The 18665-nt window shown below is 71.7% G+C and carries 15 protein-coding genes; 10 read left to right on the top strand and 5 right to left on the bottom strand.

All coding sequences use genetic code 11. From position 1 onward, the window contains the following. Positions 1 to 103: 103 nt before the first annotated feature. The 3 genes from ACQP2T_RS25285 (at position 104) to ACQP2T_RS25275 (ending at position 2577) form a co-directional block, all read left to right on the top strand. A complete protein-coding gene (locus tag ACQP2T_RS25285) occupies positions 104 to 1435 on the top strand; it encodes a S8 family peptidase (protein ID WP_433518515.1) in 1332 nt (443 codons plus the stop codon). Positions 1436 to 1510: 75 nt separating this feature from the next. Next, positions 1511 to 2092 carry an RNA polymerase sigma factor gene (locus tag ACQP2T_RS25280; RefSeq protein WP_433518514.1) on the top strand — a complete coding sequence of 194 codons (582 nt, stop codon included), beginning with the start codon at positions 1511 to 1513 and terminating at the stop codon, positions 2090 to 2092. 5 nt (positions 2093 to 2097) lie between these two features. Beyond that, positions 2098 to 2577: a hypothetical protein gene (locus ACQP2T_RS25275; protein ID WP_433518513.1), complete on the top strand. Its 480-nt coding sequence runs from the start codon at positions 2098 to 2100 to the stop codon at positions 2575 to 2577. Positions 2578 to 2720: 143 nt separating this feature from the next. On the opposite strand, the gene ACQP2T_RS25270 is transcribed toward ACQP2T_RS25275, so the two are convergent. Further along, positions 2721 to 5708, bottom strand: a complete 2988-nt coding sequence (locus ACQP2T_RS25270; protein WP_433518512.1) for an AAA family ATPase — start codon at positions 5706 to 5708, stop codon at positions 2721 to 2723. 197 nt (positions 5709 to 5905) lie between these two features. On the opposite strand from ACQP2T_RS25270, the gene ACQP2T_RS25265 reads away from it, so the two are divergent. From ACQP2T_RS25265 to ACQP2T_RS25255, 3 genes are all read left to right on the top strand, one after another. Next, positions 5906 to 6865 carry a helix-turn-helix domain-containing protein gene (locus ACQP2T_RS25265; protein ID WP_433518511.1) on the top strand — a complete coding sequence of 320 codons (960 nt, stop codon included), beginning with the start codon at positions 5906 to 5908 and terminating at the stop codon, positions 6863 to 6865. A gap of 112 nt (positions 6866 to 6977) precedes the next feature. Beyond that, positions 6978 to 7370, top strand: a complete 393-nt coding sequence (locus tag ACQP2T_RS25260; protein WP_357951755.1) for a VOC family protein — start codon at positions 6978 to 6980, stop codon at positions 7368 to 7370. A gap of 11 nt (positions 7371 to 7381) precedes the next feature. Then, positions 7382 to 8185 carry an alpha/beta fold hydrolase gene (locus ACQP2T_RS25255; RefSeq protein ID WP_433518510.1) on the top strand — a complete coding sequence of 268 codons (804 nt, stop codon included), beginning with the start codon at positions 7382 to 7384 and terminating at the stop codon, positions 8183 to 8185. Between the two features lie 60 nt (positions 8186 to 8245). Here ACQP2T_RS25255 and ACQP2T_RS25250 read toward each other — a convergent pair whose 3' ends face one another. Beyond that, on the bottom strand, positions 8246 to 9355 hold the full coding sequence (locus ACQP2T_RS25250; RefSeq protein ID WP_433518509.1) for a M24 family metallopeptidase: 1110 nt from the start codon (positions 9353 to 9355) through the stop codon (positions 8246 to 8248). Between the two features lie 144 nt (positions 9356 to 9499). Between ACQP2T_RS25250 and ACQP2T_RS25245 the strand changes: the two genes are divergently transcribed. The 3 genes from ACQP2T_RS25245 (at position 9500) to ACQP2T_RS25235 (ending at position 13213) form a co-directional block, all read left to right on the top strand. Beyond that, a complete protein-coding gene (locus ACQP2T_RS25245) occupies positions 9500 to 10747 on the top strand; it encodes a PP2C family protein-serine/threonine phosphatase (RefSeq protein WP_433518508.1) in 1248 nt (415 codons plus the stop codon). 91 nt (positions 10748 to 10838) lie between these two features. Continuing rightward, entirely contained in the window at positions 10839 to 11738 is a 900-nt protein-coding gene (locus tag ACQP2T_RS25240; RefSeq protein WP_433519830.1) for a 5'-3' exonuclease, read from the top strand. Between the two features lie 56 nt (positions 11739 to 11794). Then, positions 11795 to 13213: an RNB domain-containing ribonuclease gene (locus ACQP2T_RS25235; RefSeq protein WP_433518507.1), complete on the top strand. Its 1419-nt coding sequence runs from the start codon at positions 11795 to 11797 to the stop codon at positions 13211 to 13213. A gap of 47 nt (positions 13214 to 13260) precedes the next feature. On the opposite strand, the gene ACQP2T_RS25230 is transcribed toward ACQP2T_RS25235, so the two are convergent. The 3 genes from ACQP2T_RS25230 to ACQP2T_RS25220 form a co-directional block, all read right to left on the bottom strand. Further along, a complete protein-coding gene (locus ACQP2T_RS25230) occupies positions 13261 to 13428 on the bottom strand; it encodes a hypothetical protein (RefSeq protein WP_358540784.1) in 168 nt (55 codons plus the stop codon). A gap of 295 nt (positions 13429 to 13723) precedes the next feature. Next, positions 13724 to 16447: a DEAD/DEAH box helicase gene (locus ACQP2T_RS25225; RefSeq protein WP_433518506.1), complete on the bottom strand. Its 2724-nt coding sequence runs from the start codon at positions 16445 to 16447 to the stop codon at positions 13724 to 13726. Positions 16448 to 16488: 41 nt separating this feature from the next. Further along, the gene (locus ACQP2T_RS25220) at positions 16489 to 17118 is read right to left on the bottom strand and encodes a TetR/AcrR family transcriptional regulator (protein WP_433518505.1); all 630 of its coding nucleotides are present in this window, start codon (positions 17116 to 17118) and stop codon (positions 16489 to 16491) included. A gap of 54 nt (positions 17119 to 17172) precedes the next feature. Here ACQP2T_RS25220 and ACQP2T_RS25215 point away from each other — a divergent pair, with 54 nt between their 5' ends. After that, complete coding sequence (locus ACQP2T_RS25215; RefSeq protein WP_433518504.1) at positions 17173 to 18651, top strand: MDR family MFS transporter; 1479 nt, start codon at positions 17173 to 17175, stop codon at positions 18649 to 18651. The last annotated feature ends 14 nt before the right edge of the window (positions 18652 to 18665 follow it).

Genomic DNA, 18665 nt, shown 5'->3' with positions numbered 1-18665 from the left:
GGCACGTGTATCAGGAAGGGGGTGCGCCGCTCATACATGGCAGGCCGGCAGTCACCCATCGAGGAGGTCCCGAAAGATGAGCACACCACGCAACGGACGAGACATGCGTTTCTGGGAACAGCTTGAGATCCTCAACGACGCGCTGCCGGCGGGCACGGTCGCGGTGGCCGGGCCGCAGGGCGCGACCCCTGACTCCGACATCCTGCCGGAGTTCGCCTATCTCGCCGAGCACGTCCTGGTACGCGCGCCTGACGTGGAACGTGCCATCCAGGGCATTCAGGCGAGTCTCCCGTCGGCGGAGCCGGTCCGCGTGGTCTGGCCGCCGGACCGGGACGCGGGGCGGGTCACGGTACGCCGGCTGTCCATCGGATCGCGGGACGTCTTCCGCGCCCTGGCCGTGCTCAGGCAGGCCAAGATCCACGGCACGCTGGTCCACTTCGTCACGGTCTCGGGCGTCAACCTGTGCCCGGGCGACGAGCCGGTGCCCAGCGGCGAGCCGCTCAAGCCGCCGATCGCGGGCCGCGACAGGGGTGAGAACGCACACGTCACGGTGATCGACACCGGGTTGGTGCACGACTATCTCGACCACCAATGGCTGGCGCAGAGCTCCGGCCAGCCGAACATCCCGATGGTCGACGGCGACGTCACCACCCTGGCCGAAGAGGTGGACGCCGACGGTTTCATCAAGCCGTACGTCGGCCATGGCACGTTCATCGCGGGCGTGCTGCGCTGCGTGGCGCCCAGTACGGACGTACGCGTCCTCAACGGCTTCCCGTACGGCGGCGCGGTCGAGGAGGACCAGCTGGGCCTGCTCCTGCTGCAGACGCTCGACACCCACGGCTGGCCCGACATCCTGTCACTGTCGGCGGGCACCAGGACGAACGACGCCCAGGCGCTGCTCGGTCTGGCCGACTTCATCGACGAGCTGGCCACGCACCCCGAGACGCTGCTGGTGGCCGCGGCCGGCAACGACGGCGACACCGTGCCCTTCTGGCCGGCCGCGTTCGCCGCGGAGGCGGTGAACACCACCGGCGACGTGATCCTCTCGGTGGGCGCGCTGCGCGAGGACGGACTCGGCCGGGCGTGCTTCAGCAATCACGGCGACTGGGTAACGGTGTACGCGCCGGGTGAGCGCCTGATCAACGCCTACACCTCGGGCGACTACGAATACGACTACCCGCACAACACCACCTGCCGCTTCCACCCGGTCGTCCCGCTGTATCCGGGTTGCACCTGCGTCGCGCCGCTGTCGCAGGGGGACGTGGTCAAGTTCAGCGGGATCGCGCAGTGGAGCGGCACATCGTTCGCCACGCCGTTCATCGCCGGGCTCATCGCGGCGCGCATGTCGGAGGCCGGGGTGACGTCGCGGCAGGCGGCCGGTCAGCTCATCGAAGGGCAGTTGCCGATACCCGATCTCAGTAGTTTTCTGCGATGACTCAACCACTCCCTGTTCTGGAGCGTCTCACGAAATATCATGCTCCAGGATGTTCCAGGACAGGGAAGGACCGCCGTGGACGAGACCGCAGCCCTCGTCAGAGCAGCCGCGGAAGGGGACTCCGGTGCCTGGAAGGAGCTCTACCAGCGCCACAGCGGCCTGGTGTGGGCGGTGGCGCGCGCCTATCTCGTCAACGCGTCCGACGCGCAGGACGTCTGCCAGACGACGTGGTTCCGGCTGGCGGAGAACCTGACCCGACTCAGGGACCCGGACAAAGTGGGTGCCTGGCTGGCCAGTACGGCCAGGCACGAGGCGCTGCGGGTGATCCGCGCGAGCGGGCGGGCCACCCCCATCAGCGACATGGGGCTGCTGGGGGCGGACATCGACGAGCGCTCCCCCGAGCATTTGATGCTGGAGGCGGAGGAGGCCGTCGCCGAGGCCGAGCGCGCGCTGGTGGTGTGGGCCGCCTTCGAGGAGATGCCGGATCGCTGCCGCCGCCTGCTGCGGCTGCTGATCGCCTCTCCGCGCCCCACCTATCAGGAGATCGCGTCAGGATTGGGCATCGCGGTGGGCAGCATCGGCCCGATCAGGGCCCGCTGCCTCCAGCGACTCCGCACGCTGGTGGCGGAGCGCGGAGTGACCGGAATACGCAGGTGAGCTGAATGAACGATGAGAGCTTCAACCTGGAAGACCAGCTGGAAGGCGACCCGGAAGGCGAGCTGGAAGGCGAGCTTCGGGAGATCGCCGAGCTGCTCGACCCCGTCCCTCCCGCGCTGCTTGAGGACGCCATGCAGGCGTTCACGCTGCGGACGCTCGACGCCGAGCTTGCCGCCCTCACCTTCGACTCCTGGGACGACGAACCCTCGGCCAGGGTCGTCAGGGGCGCGGGGCAGCCGCGGCTGCTCACGTTCGAGGCGGGCGGGGTGGCGGTGGAGCTGGAGGTCTCCGCGGCCCGCCTGGTGGGGCGGCTGTCGCCGGAGGGGCCCGCGGAGATCGGCGTCCAGCGGCCCGACGAGGTGCTTCTCGTACGCTCCGACGAGCTGGGCCGCTTCACCGCCGACGGTCTGGTCCGCGGCCCGCTCCGCCTCCGCGTCACGCCCGACGGAGGCACGCCGATCGTCACCTCATGGACGCGCATATAACCAGATGTACGACGCCGCGCCGGTCCCCTCCTCCGGCGCGGCGTCGTAGCTTCCTCAGACGTCGCGTGGCCGTGGCCTCCTCGGGCGTCCTGTGGCCCTCCTCAGGGGCCTCCTCGGGCGTCGTGGCCTCCTGAGCGGTGGTGTCAGGCGCTCTCCTCCAGCGTGGCCAGCTTGGCGGCGAGCGCGACCCGGGAGCCGATGCCGAGCTTGGTGTAGATCTTGCCCAGGTGATACTCGACGGTCTTGACGCTGATCAGCAGCTCCCGGGCGATCTGCCGGTTGGTCATACCGTCGGAGACGAGCCTGGCCGTGCTGTACTCCTGAGGCGTCAGTCCCAGCCGTACGGTGCCCGGCTGTTCCAGGCCGCACGCCTCCAGCTCCTGCGCGCAGCCGGCCACGAGCGGGCGGGCCCCCAGCCGGGTGAAGACGGCCTCGGCGGCCCGCAGCCGGGCGGCGGCCGCCCTGCGTCTTCCGGTACGCCGCAACAACCGGCCCAGGTCCAGCAGGACGCGGGCCTCCTCCAGCGGACAGCCGGTGCCCTCCAGCAAGCTCAGGGCGGCGGTGAAGCTCTCCTCGGCCTCCGCTGGAACGTTCCTTGCCGCCAAGAGCAGCCCGGAGAGCCGCGCCCGCCGCGCCCGCGCCCGCGCGCCATCCCCAGGCAGAGTGGCGAGCTCGGCCTCGGCCTCGTCCAGGCGGCCCTCCGCGACCAGGGTCTCGATGAGCTGCGGCCGGTGGTCGGGGACGAACGGGTCGTCGACGCCCGCCGGCGCGGCACCGGCCGCGGCACCGGCACCGGCACCGGCACCGGCACCGAGCAAACCCAGCGCCAGGTCCGCCTGGGTCTCGCCCATCACGTTGCGCTGGCAGCGCGCGATGGCTCTGGCGGCGGTGGCGTGGGCGAGGGCCCGTTCGTGCTCCCCGAGCGCGGCCAGCGGGGCGACGCAGACGACGTGCAGGGTGGGTAGCAGCCAGCGCTGGCCGAGCCCCTCCGCCTCGGCCAGCGCCCGCTCCGCCCTGGTCACCGCGTCCGCCCAGCGCCCCTCGCAGTGCTCGGCCACGGCCAGTAGCGCGCCGCCGATCAGGCGATGGTGCGGCAGCCCCGCCTCATCTCGCGCCGCGACGGCCCTGACCAGCACGCTGACCGCCGCGCCCGCCTCGCCCTCCCGCAGGAACCTGACGGCCGCCGGAATGCCCGCTGCGGCGTGTCCACCGCCGAGGCCGCCCGCGCTCGGGACCGGCATGTCGTGCGGCCGACCGATCGTGCCGGGGGGCAGCACGTCGAACGACTGGCCCGTCGTACCGAGAGCCTGCGCGTCGTGCGGCCGGCCTGTCGCGCTCAGGGCCAGCACGTCGTACGGCCGGCCGGTCGTGCTCTGGATCGGCTGCTCGGCCGCCAGGCGGGCCCAGGTCGTCGCGGCGGCGCGATTCCCCCTGACCAGGTGCAGCCAGGCGAGCTGCTCGGCCGTGTCGGCGGCCAAGCGGGGTGAGCGGTTCCGCCACGCGGCGGCGAGCAGGTCGGCGGCCTCGTCGAGTCGTCCGGCGGCCAGCGCGAGCCGCCCCAGGATGTAGCGGCGCACGGGCCGCGGATCGGCGTTGGGCACGGCGGCCAGCTCGGCCGCGCGGACGGCGTCGCCGCCCAGCAGCAGGTGCCTCAGCGCCGCGGTACGCAGTTCGTCGCGCCGGGCCGCGGACTCGCAGAGCCCGGCGGCCAGCTCCAGATGGGTGGCGGCGTCGAGCCAGAGGCCGTGCTGGGCCTCCTTGGCGGCGTACCGGGCCAGTTCCTCGGCGAGCTGCTCGTCCGGTCCACCGGCCGCGGCGGCGCGGTGGCGCAGGGCCGTACCGGTGTGCTCGACGAGCCGGGCGGCGGCCAGGTGCAGCCGTGCGCGGGTGCCCGCGCCGAGGGAGCCGTAGACGGTGGCCCCGGCGAGCGGATCGGGGAGGGCGACGAAGCGTCCGGGGCGCTCGTCGAGCAGCCCGGCGTCGACCGCCTCTTCAAGCGCGACCAGCGGCTCGCCGGCGATCTCGGCCACGGAGGCGACCACATGCAGGGGATGGGGCTCGCCGAGCACGGCGCAGGCGGCGACGAGCGCGCGTGTCTCGGCACCGCACGCGCGCAGGCGGCGGGTGAAGGGGCGGGCGTAGGCGTCGGGAGCGGGCAGCCGGGCGCCCGGGTCGGCCAGCGTGGTCGGCGCGACGGTGGCGAGCAGCTCTCGGGCGTACAGCGGATTGCCCGAGGTGTGCTCACACAGCCGCCGGGCGGTGCGCTCGGTCAGCGGGTCCGAGGTCAGCCCGGCCAGGTCGGCGGCGGACAGGCCGTCGAGGACGAGACGGAGCCCGCCGTCGCCGGTCAGCAGCCGCCGCAGCCCCTCCGGCAGCCACGCGGCGGCGGTGCCGCGGCAGCTGACGACCATGAGGACGCGGCCGGTGCGCAGGCGACGCAGCAGGTAGCCGAGCGCCCGCAGCGACGCCCTGTCAGCCCACTGGGCGTCGTCCACGAGCACGACGACGGGCCCGTCGGCCTGCAGACGCCCGACCAGCTCGCACAGCGCCTCCCCCACGGACCACAGGTCCCGTGCCGCCGCACTCCCGGTCGCCGCACTCCCGGTCGCCGCACCCGCCAAGCCGCTCCGCCTCAGCCTTGCGCTCCTCAGCCTGGTGCTCCTCAGCCCGGCCCCCGGTAGCCCGATCCCCCGCAGTCCGGTCTCCTGTAATCCGGCCCTCCCCAGCCCGGTCCCCCTCGATCCGGTCCCCCATGGTCCGGTCTCTGCCGGTCCTGTGCCCGCCAAGCCGGTCCCACCCGGTCCGAGCCCACCGACTCCAGTGCCCGCCAAGCCGGTCCCACCCGGTCCGAGCCCACCGACTCCTGTGCCCGCCGGCCCGGTGCCGTCCAGGACGGACCACGGCTGGTCGGCGAGCTGGCGGACGACCCCGTACCGCAGATGCCGCTCGGCCTCGTCCCCGCTAGCCGCCAGCACCCGTACGTTCGCCTCTCCACCGAGTACCTGGCGGAGCAGCGCCGTCTTCCCGATCCCCTCGGGCCCCTCTATGACCATCCGCCGCACGGCGCCCTTGCCCGCGGCGCGCAATTCCCCGCGCACCAGGGCGAGCTCCATCGCTCTCCCGACGAACATCCCCTCTCCCTCCGTTGCCCCTCGACTTCCCAGAGCACGCGCGGAGGCTTCTGATACACCTCTTTTCATCGCAAACCCGCAGCGAAGCGGCGGTAACCGCTTTCCAGTCGCCCGATGTGCGCAGCAGTCAGCGTTGTCCGCCGCTGAAAGGCATCATTAGCATTGGCGGGGTTTGGCCGACGGAGAGGGCGGTGGGGATGGCTGTCCTGATTCGTACCCGTGATGTGCCCGCCGCGCGCAGATACGAGGAGTGGCGGAGCATCGTCTGTGACACGCTCGGCCCCCTCGACATGCGGATGGACCCGGACGTGCCGCTGCGGGGCGCGATCGACGCGGGGCAACTCGGTTCGGTGGGTGTCGGCGTCGTCCAGACCTCGACGCCGCACAGCGTTCACCGGACGCCTGGCATGATCCGCCGTGACAGCCCTGAGCTCTATCGGGTGGTGCTGGCCATGTCGGGCCGGCCGCTTCTGACGCAGGACGGCCGGGAGGCGCAGCTTCGGCGCGGCGAGTTCGCGATCTACGACTTCGCGCGGCCGTACGAGCTGGCCTATGACTCGGCGGTGCATCTGGCGGTGTTCAGTTTCTCCCGGGACATGCTGGCTCTGCCCGTCGATTCCATCGCGAGGCTGACGGCCGTTCCGATCACCACGGAGGGCGGAACGGGTGCCCTCGCCGCACCGCTGCTGCGCAGGGTGGCGCTGGATCTGGAGACCTATCAGCCGGCCAGCGCGGCGCGGCTGTCCACCGTGGTGACGGACCTGGTCACCACGGCCATCGCCGAACGCGCCGAGCAGAGCGACACGCTGCCGGTGGAGTCGCGATCACGAACGCTGCTGCTGCGCGTCCACGCCTTCGTCGAACAGCATCTGGGCGAACCCGACCTCGACCCCGCCACCATCGCGGCCGCGCACCATGTGTCCGTGCGGCAGCTGCACCGGCTGTTCGAGACGCAGGACACCACGGTGGCCGCCTGGATCAGGCATCGGCGGCTTGAGCGGTGCCGCAAGGACCTGGCCGACGTCGCCCTGCGGGACACCTCGGTGAGCGTGATCGCGGCCAGATGGGGGCTGCCTGACTCGGCCCACTTCAGCCGTCTGTTTCGGAACACGTACGGGCTGCCGCCCGCCGAGTATCGCCGCACGCAGGGAAGCTGAAAGCCCTGGCACGGAAAGTCAATCGGACGGCGCCAGGGTGCAAGCGGCGCGGGCTCGCGATCAGCAGACTGAAGGTGTTCGCAAGACGCGGTGCTGAGGAAAGGACCCAGCGATGTCCACCACTCTGTTCGTCAACCTGCCGGTCAAGGACCTGGACCGGTCGAAGACGTTCTTCGGCGAGCTCGGCTTCCCCTTCTTCGGGGCGACCGACGACATGGCGTCCGTGGTGATCAGTGAGCAGACCCAGGTCATGCTCCTGACGGAGCCGACGTTCGCCTCTTACGCCAGGACGGAGGTCGCCGACCCGACCAAGAGCACACAGGTGATCATGGTTCTGGGCCTCGACAACCCCGCGCAGGTCGACGAACTGGTCGACAAGGCGCTGGCGGCGGGTGCGACCGCCGTCGGTGAGCCGCTGAACGTCGCGGGCCGCTACCAGCGCGGCTTCGCCGACCTCGACGGTCATCACTGGTCCGCTCTGTGCCTGGCGACCCCTGAGGGCTGAGGGGTCCTGCCATGAGCCATCCCGTGACCGGCAAGGTCACCTCGGCCGACGGCACGCCGATCGTCTTCGGCCGGTCCGGGACCGGACCGGCCGTCATCCTGGTCCACGGCGCGTTCACCGACCGGACCCACCCCACCCTGCGCGGTGTGGCCGAGGCGCTGGGGCCGTGGTTCACCGTGTTCAACTACGACCGTCGCGGACGTGGCGAAAGCGGCGACACCCAGCCCTACGCCGTCGAGCGTGAGATCGAGGACCTGGCCGCCCTCATCGAGACGGCGGGCGGGTCGGCCATGGTGTTCGGCGGCTCCTCAGGCGCCGCCCTGGCGCTGGCCGCCGCTCCGAGGCTGGCCATCGCGAAACTCGCCGTGTGGGAGCCGCCGTACCACGTCGACGACAGCGCGCCCGGCCTGCCGTACGACTTCGCGGCTCAGCTGGAAGATCTGGTCAGGCGGGGTCGGCGCGCGGAGGCGATCGAACTGTTCATGGTCGCGGCCGCCGAGGTCCCCGTCGAGGCGGTGGCCGCGATGCGTGTCCAGCCCTCCTGGCCGGAGTTGGAGGAGCTCGCCCACACCTTGGCGTACGAGGCCGCCGTCCTGGGGCCGGGGAACGCCCTGCCCGCCGAGGTTCTGGCCTCGATCGCGCAACCCGTGCTCGTACTGACGGGTAGTGACAGCCCTCGGTGGATGGCCGAGGCGGGCAGAGCGGTCGCCGAAACCGTGCCCCGTACGATCCACAGAATCCTGGAGGGCCAGACCCACAACGTGGCCCCCGAGTCTCTCGCCCCGGAGCTGCTGGAATTCTTCACCATCGCCTGAAGAGCGCGCCCCCGCTCACCGGCCCGCCCACGGGGCCGGTGAGCGGACGTCACGGGACCGTCAGACGATCACCAGTTCGCGGGAGGTGACGTTCAGCCGCTCGCCCCCGGTCTCGGTGCACACCACGATGTCCTCGATGCGCGCCCCATGCCGGCCGGGCAGGTAGATCCCCGGCTCGACGGAGAAGGCGAAGCCCGGCTCCATCGGCTCGGCGTTGCCGGACACGATGTACGGCTCCTCGTGCGTCTCCACGCCGATCCCGTGCCCGGTGCGGTGGATGAAGTAGTCGCCGTAGCCCGCCTCGGCGATCAGGTCGCGGGCCGCCGCGTCGATCGACTCACATGGCACTCCCGGACGTACGGCGGCGCAGGCGGCGTCCTGGGCGCGGCGCAGCACCTCGTAGTACTCGGCGAAGTCGGCCGGCGGGGCGCCGACGGAGTACGTGCGGGTGGAGTCGGAGCAGTAGCCGCTGTGGAACTGCCCGCCGATGTCGACCACGACCGGCTCGCCCGCCTGGATCACCCGGTCCGACACCTCGTGGTGCGGGCTGGCGCCGTTGGGGCCCGAGGCGACGATGACGAAGTCGACCGTCTCGTGCCCGGCGGCCAGGATCGCCTCGGCGATGTCCCGGCCGACCTCACGCTCGGTGCGTCCGGCCCGCAGGAACTCCGGCACCCGCCGGTGCACCGAGTCGATCGCCTCCCCCGCCTCGCGCAGCGCCGCCACCTCGACCGGGGACTTGCGCATCCGCAGCTCACGCAGCACGCTCCCGGCGAGCACCTGCTCGGCCTCCGGCATGACCTCGCGGAAGCGCAGCGACGCCATCGCCCACATCCGATCGGCCAGCCCCACCTTGGCCACCGGGCCGAGCCGGGAGGCGGCGACGCGGTAGGGGTCGTCGGTCTCGTCCCACGCCACGAAGTCAAGGCCGAGCCGGGAGGCTGGCGAGGCCTGCGCGGCGGGCAGTTCGAGCCGGGGCACCATCATGTAGGGCTCGCCGGCGGCGGGAACCACCAGGCAGGTCAGCCGTTCGAGCGGCTTGGCGTCGTAGCCGCTCACGTAGCGCAGGTCGGGGCCAGGGGTGAGCAAAAGGGCGTCGAGGCCGGACTTCGCGGTGGCCTCCTGGACGGCGGCCAGCCGGGACACGGGATACAAGTCTGAGGACGTCACAGGCACAATCTACTCGGACCGCTCCTCCTAAAATCCGCGAAAAGCTCTCACAACGCGGCAAGCCCTGGCTACACTCCGCCCACGGACGGTCACGTATTGTGGTGTCAATTGTCCCCTTCCACCCGCGTTCCGAGAGAGAGGCTCATGGTCGACGTCTGGGGTAGCCACCAGCGCCGCCCGATGAGTGCGGCCGACCTGGTCCAGCGCCTCGCGGAGCCGCCCGCGGCCGAGCGCGACGCCGAGATGCTCGCCGTACGCCTGGCGCACGCCGAACGCCTCGGCAACATGGGCTGGGCCGAATGGAACCTCCACACCGGGACGGCCACCTGGTCCGACCACGTTTACCTGATCTTCGGGCGGGACCGGGAGGACGGGCCGATCCGCCTGCCCGACCTGGCGGCGCACGTCGAGCCCGGCGACCTGGGCGCGCTCGACCAGCTCCTGTGGAGCGTCGTGCAGGGCGTGGAGCCGGTGCAGGCGGAGTTCCGCATCCGGCGGGGCGGCGAGCTGCGCAACGTACGCGTCGTGCTGGAGCCGCTGATGGCGCCGGGCGGCCCGGAGGGCGTGCACGGCGTGGTCCAGGACATCACCGGCCGCCGCCGCGCCGAGCGCATCATGTCGGAGTCACGCCGTCAGTTGCTGGAGGCCCGCGAGAAGGCGGCCGAGGAGCGCCACGTGATGCTGGCGCTGCGCGAGGCGATCCTGCCGAAGCCGGTCGGCTGCCTCGACCTGCCGTGCACCCGGATCGCGGTCCGTTACGTGCCGGCTGAGAAGACCTCGAACCTGGGCGGCGACTGGTTCGAGGCCGCGGCGCTGCCCGACGGCCGGGTGCTGCTGGCGATCGGCGACGTCTCGGGCCATGGCCTGCCCGCCATCGCGCACATGGCGCAGCTGCGCCACGCCCTGATCGGCCTGACGATGACCGGCGAGCCGCCGAACCGGCTGCTGGCCTGGCTGAACGAGCTGGTCATGCACCGGCTGCACGAGACCACGGCGACGGCGGTGATCGGCCACCTCGACACCGCGAGCCGGGTCTTCACCTGGAGCCAGGCGGGCAACCTGGCGCCGATCCTGGTCCGCGACGGCGTGGCGGGGCCGCTGGGCCAGCCGAAGGGCGTCCTGCTCGGCGCCACCGACCAGCCGTACGGCCTGGCCACCACGCGGCTGCGCGACGGGGACGTGCTGCTGCTGTTCACGGACGGCCTGGTGGAGCGGCGCACCCGCGACATCGACGAGGGCCTGGCGCTGGCCACGGCGGCGGCCTGCGAACTGCCGGGCCGCGACCTGGACGCCGGGCTGGACCGGCTGCTGGCCGGCATCGGCGGCCCCAACCCGGAGGACGACGCCTGCCTGCTGGCGGTGGGACTGGGCGGAGGGCTGGGCGAGAGCTGAGCGGGGGAGTCCGGGCCGGGAATGGGCGAGAGCTGAGCGGAGCCGGGAGTGGGCGGCCGACCTGCGGAGGTGCGACCATAGGCGGGTGCTGATGCTTCTCGACACCCCGTCGCTGTACTTCCGCGCCTTCTACGGCATCCCGGAGTCGATCACCGCGCCCGACGGCTCGCCGGTGAACGCGGTGCGCGGCCTCATCGACATGATCGCCACCCTGGTGCGCCACCGCTCCCCTACCGAGCTGGTCGCCACGATGGACGCCGACTGGCGCCCCGCCTTCCGGGTGGCCGCCATCCCGACGTACAAGGCGCACCGGGTCGCCCACGGTGACGTCGAGGAGGTGCCCGACACGCTGGTGCCGCAGATCGCGGTCATCGAGCAGGTGCTCGACGCGCTCGGCATCGCCCGGCTGGAGGCGCCCGGCTACGAGGCCGACGACGTGATCGGCACACTGACCCACCGCGCCGGCGGCGGGGCGGTCGACATCGTGACGGGCGACCGCGACCTGTTCCAGCTGGTCGACGACGCCCGCCCGGTGCGCGTCCTGTACACCGTGCGGGGCATCCGCAACCTGCAGACGGTCGACGAGGCATTCGTGACCGACAAGTACGGCATTCCCGGCCGCACCTACGCCGACTTCGCGACCCTGCGCGGAGATCCCAGCGACGGCCTGCCGGGCGTGGCGGGCGTCGGCGAGAAGACGGCGGCCGCGCTCATCACCCGGTTCGGCTCGCTCGGCGCGCTGCTCGACGCCCTCGACTCGGGCGCCACGGACGGCTTCCCGGCGGGCAGCCGCACCAAGCTGGCCGCCGCCCGCGACTACCTGCGGGTCGCCCCCGCCGTGGTGGCGGTCGCCTCGGACGCGCCGCTGCCCGAAACCGACCTGACGCTCCCGCAGAAGCCCCGCGACCCCGACTCCCTCGTACGGCTGGCCGACCAGTACGGCCTCGACAGCCCCCTCAACCGCCTGCTGGAGGCACTCGGCCAGGCATGACCGCGCGTCAGGGCGTCACGGCCAGGCTGAGGAGCTTGTGACGATAGGTTGCCCTTGTGACGAACATCCGGGTACCCAGCGACGTCCCCGCCCGTCTGGACGACGGGTTCGAGCGGATCCGGCGGGAGCAGCGGCTGCCCGGCGAGTTCCCGAGAGCCGTGCTGGACGAGGCCGACTGGGTGGCGTCGGTGCCCAGGTTCGGTGGCAAGGACATGACGGAGCTGCCGTTCGTCACCATCGACCCGCTCGGCTCGATGGACCTCGACCAGGCCGTCCACCTGGAGCGGCTGCGCGGCGGCTACCGCGTCTGGTACGCGATCGCCGACGTCGGCGCGTTCGTGCGGCCGGGCGGCGCGATCGACGCCGAGGCGCGCACCCGGGGCGAGACCGTCTACCTGCCCGCGAGCAAGGTGCCGCTGCACCCGAAGGTGCTGTCGGAGGACGCGGCCAGCCTGCTGCCCGGCGTGACCCGCCCGGCCGCGGTGTGGCGGATCGACCTGGACGCGGAGGGCCGCACGGTCGGCGCCGACGTACAACGGGCCCTGGTACGCAGCCGCGAGCGGCTCGACTACGCCTACGTGCAGGCGGCCATCGACACCGACACCGCCGGCGGGACGCTCGGTCTGCTGGCGGAGATCGGCAGGCTGCGGCTGGAGCTCGAACGCGAGCGCGGCGGCGTCACCCTGCCCACCCCGGAACAAGAGGTGGTGCCGGACGGCGACGGCTACCGGCTCGAATACCGGCTGCCGCTGCCCGCCGAGGCGTGGAACGCGCAGATCTCCCTGCTCACCGGCATGGCGGCGGCCTCGATGATGCTCGACGCGGAGATCGGCGTGCTGCGCGTGCTGCCGGCACCGCGCTCCGGCGACCTGGACAAGGTACGCCGGGTGGCCGACGCGCTGGGCGTCCCGTGGCCCGGCGGCGCCTCCTACGGCGACGTGGTCCACGACCTGGATCCGAAGAACCCGCAGCAGGCGGCGTTCCTGCACGAGTCGAGGGTGCTGCTGCGCGGCGCCGGCTACGTGGCCTTCGACGGGGAGCCGCCGAAGCTGGCCGAGCACGCCGCGGTGGCCGCGCCGTACGCGCACGTCACGGCGCCGCTGCGGCGTCTGGTCGACCGCTACGCGACGGAGATCTGCCTGGCGGTCGCCGCGGGCGAGCCGGTGCCGCAGGACGTGACGGAGGCGCTGACGGGCCTGCCGGAGATCATGTCCGGGACCGGCCGCCGCGCGGGGGCGGTGGAGCGCGCCTGCGTGGACCTGGTGGAGGCGTTCCTGCTGCGCGACCGTGTCGGCCAGGCGTTCGACGCGATGGTGATCGACGTCGACGAACGCCGCGAGGGCGGCCAGGTCCAGATCGCCGACCCGGCGGTGATCGCCCGCTGCGACGGCGCGCTCCCCCTGGGCGAGCAGGTCTCCGTACGCCTGACCCAGGCCGACCCGGCCACCCGCGAGGTCCGCTTCGCCCTGGCGTGACTGAGCCGCGCACGGGAGACCCCGCACGCGGCTCCATGAGTTCCGGGCTACTTGAAGGGCTTCCAGGCGGCCCCCACGCCCATGAGGTGCAGCGCGACGCAGAGCAGCCCGGCGGTGCTGAGGGTGGTGGCCGTGAGCACGCCGCCCACGGCGACGTTGGCGATCTCGAAGATCAGCGCGAGCAGGAACAGCACCGCGGCGATGAGAGCGAACATGGCGACCTCCGGCTTGTCAAAACCCGCTTCGACCTGGGCATTTCCACACCGAATCAGCCGGAAACTGACCACATGGTGACGTTGCGTATACAGTCCACTACATCACCTTGACCGGACGGTCAGTCGGGCAGGAAGGCCCTGGTCAACAGGGCGCACGTAACGGCGCCCAGCCCCGTAAACCGCAGGAGCGTGCCCCTGGACGGGGGCCCGCCCCGTATGGCGGGTGGGGCCCACCGTGCTTTGCCGTAAAGCAGGAAAAAAGAGCCTTTACGCCCGCAAACAGCACCGCATCAGATCAAGACAGCGACGAATATGCCACCACCCCCCGGCGCATGGCGTCCATGGCTTTGGCGGCGGTCTGCTTGATCTTGCTCCCCTGCGGCGCGGCGTGCCCCAGCTGGCCGAGCAGGTCCATCAGCTGCTTCACCCAGCGCACGAAGTCACCGGCCGCCAGGTCGTTGCCGTTGATGCCGTCCATGAGCACCGCGTCGAGGCTGTGCCCCTTGGTCCAGCGGAACGCCGCCCACGCGAACCCCAGGTCGGGCTCGCGGATCGTGGACAGCCCGTGGTCGGACTCGATGCCCTCCAGCTCGCCCCAGAGCCGCATCATGGCCGTCAGCGCGTCCTGCGCCCGTCCGGCGGGGATCTTGGGGCGGCGGGCGTCGTCGGCGTTGCGCGACTCGAAGACGAGCGCCGACACGCACGCCGCCAGCTCCGCCGGATCCAGCTGCTCCCACAGCCCGCTGCGCAGGCACTCGGCGGTGAGCAGGTCGAGCTCGGTGTAGAGGCGGCCCAGGCGGCGGCCCTCGTCGGTGACGGCCTCGTCGTGCAGGTAGCCGAGCTGCTCCAGCACCGAGCAGATCCGGTCGAAGGTGCGGGAGATGACGTGCGAGCGGCCCTCGACGCGCCGCCGCAGCCCTTCGGTCTCGCGCTGCAGCTTGTAGTAGCGCTCGGCCCAGCGGGCGTGGTCCTCCCGCTCGTCGCAGCCGTGGCACGGGTGCTGGCGGATCCGCCGGCGCAGCTCGTTGATCTCGTCGTCCTCGACGGTGTGGTCGCGGGCCCGGGCGGGCTTGCCCAGGTCGCGGTCGCCGATCTTGGCCAGCAGTGTGGAGACGAGGTTGGCGCGCTCCTTGGGCGAGCGGCCGTTGAAGTTCTTCGGGATGCGCAGCTTCTCGATCGGCTCGACCGGGACGGGGAAGTCGGCCGGGTCGAGCTTCTTGACCTGCTTGCCGATCGTCAGGACCAGCGGGCTGGGGCCGTTGCCGCGCGGGTTGCGGCCCGGGTCGAGCACGATCGCCAGCCCGGCCCGGCGCCCGCCCGGCACCCGGATGACGTCGCCGGGCTGCAGCGCCTCCAGCGACTTGACGGCCGCGGCCCGGCGCGCGGCGCCGCGCTGCTTGGACAGCTCGGCCTCGCGGTCGGACAGGCGTCGCCGCAGCGCCGCGTATTCGGGAAAATCGCCCAGGTGGCAGGTCATCGCCTCCTGGTAGCCCTCCAGCGCCTCCTCGTGCTTGCGCAGCTGCTTGGCCAGCCCGACGACCGCCCGGTCGGCCTGGAACTGGGCGAAGGACTCCTCCAGCAGCGTGCGGGCGCGCTCGCGGCCGAACTGGCCGACCAGGTTGACGGCCATGTTGTACGAGGGCTGAAAGCTGGAGCGCAGCGGATAGGTGCGGGTGCCGGCGAGCCCGGCGACCGACAGCGGATCCATGCCGGGCTGCCAGAGCACCACGGCGTGGCCTTCGACGTCGATGCCCCGCCGCCCGGCCCGGCCGGTGAGCTGGGTGTATTCGCCGGGGGTGAGGTCGGCGTGCGTCTCGCCGTTCCACTTGTCGAGCTTCTCGATGACCACGCTGCGGGCGGGCATGTTGATGCCGAGCGCCAGCGTCTCGGTGGCGAAGACCGCCTTGACCAGACCGCGGGTGAACAGCTCCTCGACGACCTCCTTGAAGGTCGGCAGCATGCCCGCGTGGTGGGCGGCCAGGCCGCGCTCCAGGCAGTCGCGCCACTCCAGGTAGCCGAGCACGGACAGGTCCTCGTCGGGCAGGTGCGCGGTGCGCTCGTCGACGAGCTGCCTGATCTCGTGCTGCTCCCGCTCGTCCGTGAGCCGGATGCCGGCGTACAGGCACTGCTTGACGGCCGCGTCACAGCCGGCACGAGAGAAGATGAACGTGATCGCGGGCAGCAGCGCGTCGGAGTCGAGCTTCTCGATCACCTGGGCGCGGTCCGGCGGGCGGGAGCGCTGCGGCCGGCCGTAGCCCCGCCTGCCGCGCCCGGCGGTCAGCCGCTCGGTCTCACGGGTGACCCGCATCAGCGTGGGGTTGATGCGCGGCGTCAGATCGTCGGTCATGAACAGGTCGTAGACGCGGTTGCCGATCATCAGGTGCTGCCACAGCGGCACCGGCCGGTGCTCGTCGACGATGACCGTGGTGTCGCCGCGTACCTCGCCCAGCCACTCGCCGAACTCCTCGGCGTTGCTGACCGTCGCCGACAGCGCCGCCAGCCGGACCGACTCGGGCAGATGGATGATGACCTCTTCCCAGACGGCGCCGCGGAAGCGGTCGGCCAGGTAGTGGACCTCGTCCATGACAACGTAGCCCAGCCCGCCCAGCGTGGCCGAGCCGGCGTAGAGCATGTTGCGCAGCACCTCGGTCGTCATGACGACGATCGGGGCCTCGCCGTTGACGCTGTTGTCGCCGGTCAGCAGCCCGACCTTGGCCGTGCCGTAGCGCTTGACCAGGTCGTTGTACTTCTGGTTGGACAGCGCCTTGATCGGAGTGGTGTAGAAGCACTTGCGTCCCTGCTCCAGGGCCAGGTGGACGGCGAACTCGCCGACCACCGTCTTGCCGGAGCCGGTGGGCGCGGCGACCAGCACCCCGTCGCCCGCTTCCAGAGCGCGGCAGCCGTCGACCTGGAAGTCGTCGAGCTCGAAGTCGTAGAGGCCCCGGAACGATCCGAGAGCGGCTCCGTCGTCCCCGTATTTCTCGCGGAAGGCCGCGTACCGCTCCGCTGGACTCGTCATACCCGTCACCCTACCGAAATCGCTATTCCGGTCCGTCCCGGCTAGCCCGCCAGATAGTCGCCCAGGCCCCCGCGCAGCAGGTCGAAACCGGCGGTGGCCGCGGCCACCGCGTCGGGGTATGCCTCCGCGGCGCTCTGCCCGAGGTGGATGCGCCGGCTGTTCTGCACCTGCAGGGTGCGCAGCAGCGCGTAGAGCTGCCCGGCGGCGAACGGCGCGCGCGGATCGCCGGGCCGCTCCCGCTCGATGGCCTCGGTCATCGCCCCCTCGGCCGCGATGTGGAACAGCAGCAGCCTGGCCGCCAGCGAGGGCGTCTTCCTGAACAGCCGCAGCTGTGCCGTGTAGGCCGGGCTGTCGTCGAGCCCGGTCTCGGGGGCGTGGCGGGCCAGCCGCTCCAGGAACTCGCGGCGGGCCCCCTCGACCAGCGACTCACCCGGCCGCCGGCCGCTCACCATCTGGGCGATGTCGTTGAAGCCTTCCCCCATCACGTCGAGGACGATGTCCTCTTTCGTGGGGAAGTAGTTGAAGACGGTCATCTTGGAGACTCCGGCGCGCTCGGCGATCTCCAGGACCGACACCTCGGCGAATCCACGCTGGGTGAACAGCTCCATCGCGACGTTGTGGATCTTCTGCCGGGTCTCCCGTTTCTTGCGCTCGCGCAACCCCTCTTCCACAGCGCCCATCCTAACGGAGTTGACTAGGTCTAAATTTTGACCCAGTCTAAAGATATGACCCAAGCGCAGAAACGGATCGCCATGGTCGGCGTGCTCCTCACGCTCATCCTGGCCGTGCTGGACCAGAACATCGTCGCGACCGCGTCCTGGTCGATCGTCCGCGACCTCGACCCCGTCCACGGTCTGGAGCGGCTGCCCTGGCTGGTGACCGCCTACTCCCTGGCCGCCACCGCCGCCCTGCCCCTGTACGGCAAGCTGTGCGATGTCTACGGCGCCAAGCACGTCTATCTGGGCGCCGTGGGCCTGTTCCTGGCCGGGTCCGCGCTGTGCGCGCTGGCTCAGGACATGGGGCAGCTGATCGCCTTCCGCGCGGTGCAGGGACTCGGCGGCGGCGGCCTGATGAGCGTCACCATGATCGTCGCCGCTCACCTCACCCCACCCCAGCAGCGGGCCTCGGCGGGCGGCGCGGGCGGCCTCATCGCCGGACTCGGCCTGGTGACGGGCCCGCTGCTGGGCGGCGTGTTCACCGACCACGCCACCTGGCGCTGGATCTTCTATCTCAACCTGCCCATCGGCCTGTTCGTCCTGATCTCGGCCGCCATCGCGATCAGGCTCGGCGACGGCGGGCTGCGCCACCGCATCGACTATCCGGGAGCGGCGCTGATCGCGGCGGCGGCCTGCCTGCTGCTGCTGGTCGTCGAGTGGGGCGGCAAGACCTACGCCTGGGACTCGGCCACGATCCTGTCGCTCACCTGCCTGGACGTGGTGCTGTTCGCCGCGTTCGCCTGGCGCCAGCTCACCGCGGCCGAGCCGATCCTGCCCTTCTCCATGTTCCGCCACCCGACGCTCAGGATCGCCCTGCCGCTGCAGCTCCTGACCGGCCTCGGCATGGCGGGCGGCATCTTCTACACGGTCATCTACCTGCAGGTGGTAGCGGGCGTCAAAGCCACCGAGTCGGGGCTGTACCTCATCCCGATGGCGATCGGCATGGTCATATCGGGCACGATCTCCGGCGTGCTCATCGGGCGCGGCCGCGACACCAAGCCGTTCCTGGTCGCGGGCATGGCCTGCGTGACGGCCGCGATGGTGCTGCTGAGCCGCCTGGAGACGGCCACGTCGGCCTGGACGCTGCGCTTGGACCTGTTCGTGATGGGCGTCGGGTTCGGCATGGTGCTGGGCATCGTCGTCATGCTCGTGCAGAACTCGGCACCACGCTCCCAGCTCGGCGTGGCCACCACGTCGATCCGCTTCGTCCAGGTGCTCGGCTCGGCGCTGGGCGCGGCCGTCTTCGGCATCGTGCTGAACCGGGCCACCGAGTCGCACCTGCCGCCAGGAACCCGGGCCGGGAGCCTGGCCAGGGCGATGCCGCCGGAGGCGCGGGAGCGGGTGGTGGACGCGTTGCTGTCAGGTGTGCACGTGGTGTTCCTGTCGGCGGCGGGCGTGATGGCCCTCGCCGTACTGCTCGCCGTGTTCCTCAGGACCAGCCCCGCGCTGCCCGCCGATCCGCCCGCCCCGCAACGGGTCGGGGTCTGATCTCCGGTACGGCC

It is taken from the genome of Nonomuraea sp. CA-143628 (assembly GCF_050942315.1).
Classification (GTDB): domain Bacteria; phylum Actinomycetota; class Actinomycetes; order Streptosporangiales; family Streptosporangiaceae; genus Nonomuraea.
Note: the sequence above shows the minus strand (reverse complement) of the source record. Positions and strands in the feature narration are given on the sequence as shown.